Genomic DNA, 1,312 nt, shown 5'->3' with positions numbered 1-1,312 from the left:
CCGGGGTGCGGCCCTTCGCGCGATGTCCCTCCGCGAGGCGGAAAGCGGCGGGGGCTACGACCGTGTCGGTGCGCCCCGGTACCCTGCAAGCATGAGTGCTGTTCCTCGTTCCGAAAAGCCGGTGGGCCGGTTCCGGCGCATGCTCGACCGGCTCTCCTCTTCGCAGGAGGACCTGGAGTCCGAGGAGCTGCGAGAGGACGCCGCCACCGCCGGCTGCACCCGCATCGGCGACTGCCACGACCGGCAGATCGTCACCGTAACTGGTACGTTGCGCACGGTCACCCTCCGTCCGCGCGCGGGCGTCCCGGCCCTGGAGGCCGAACTGTTCGACGGCTCCGCCGCGCTGGACGTGGTGTGGCTCGGCAGGCGCTCCATCACGGGCATAGAACCGGGGCGCAAACTGATCGCGTCGGGCCGGGTCTCGATGAGCCGGGGCCGGCGGGTGCTGTTCAATCCGAAGTACGAACTGAGACCCCTCGGACGGGAGTAGCCGGTGACGTCGCTCGACAAGCCGACCGAAGACACCCCACAGGACTCGAGGGCGGTGACGGAAGCCGCGCTCTTCGAGGCGTTCGGCGGTGTCCGCGGCATGGTCGAGACGGTGCTGCCGGGGCTGCTCTTCGTCACGATCTACACCGTCAACAAGGACCTGCACCTGTCGGCGATCGCCGCGCTGGCCGTGTCCCTGCTGCTGGTCGCGGTGCGCCTCGTCATGCGGGACACCGTCAAGCACGCCTTCAGCGGGGTCTTCGGCGTGGCCTTCGGTGTCGTCTTCGCGATGATGACCGGCAACGCCAAGGACTTCTACCTGCCCGGCATGCTCTACACGCTGGGCCTCGCGCTGGCGTACATCATCACGGCGATGGCCGGTGTGCCGCTGATCGGTCTGATCCTGGGGCCGGTCTTCAAGGAGAACCTGTCCTGGCGCACCCGCAACCCCGGGCGGAAGAAGGCGTACACCAAGGCCAGCTGGGCCTGGGGGCTGATCCTGCTCGCCAAGTGCGCCATCCTCTTCCCGCTGTACTGGTGGGCCGACACCACCCAGCTCGGCTGGGTGCTCGTCGCGTTGAAGATCCCGCCCTTCCTGCTGGCCGTGTGGCTGACCTGGGTCTTCCTGGCGAAGGCGCCGCCGCCCATCGACGTCTTCGCCGAGATGGAGGCGGAGGAGGCTGCCGCCGAGCAGCGGGAGGCGGCGCAGCGGTCGGCCGAGTAGGCGCGCGGCGGGCGCGGCCGAGCAGGCGCGCGGCGCCGAGCGGGACGTACCACGCCGCGGCCGCGCGGCGCCCGGCGGGACCACGACGCCGAGCCGAGC

The 1,312-nt window shown here is 70.5% G+C and carries 2 protein-coding genes; both read left to right on the top strand.

Annotation, left to right across the window (positions count from 1 at the left end):
- The first annotated feature begins 91 nt into the window (after positions 1 to 91).
- Positions 92 to 490, top strand: a complete 399-nt coding sequence (locus CCN42_RS36705; protein WP_086741644.1) for an OB-fold nucleic acid binding domain-containing protein — start codon at positions 92 to 94, stop codon at positions 488 to 490.
- A 3-nt stretch (positions 491 to 493) separates the two neighbouring features.
- Complete coding sequence (locus tag CCN42_RS36700) at positions 494 to 1,213, top strand: DUF3159 domain-containing protein (protein ID WP_086741643.1); 720 nt, start codon at positions 494 to 496, stop codon at positions 1,211 to 1,213.
- Positions 1,214 to 1,312: the final 99 nt, after the last annotated feature.

It is taken from the genome of Streptomyces glaucescens (genome assembly GCF_002154375.1).
GTDB lineage: Bacteria > Actinomycetota > Actinomycetes > Streptomycetales > Streptomycetaceae > Streptomyces > Streptomyces glaucescens.
This window is presented reverse-complemented; position numbering and strand designations above follow the sequence as displayed.

Excerpts from the sequence above, each read along its gene's own strand:
- CCN42_RS36705 (WP_086741644.1), top strand. The coding sequence starts at position 92 with ATGAGTGCTGTTCCTCGTTCCGAAAAGCCGGTGGGCCGGTTCCGGCGC.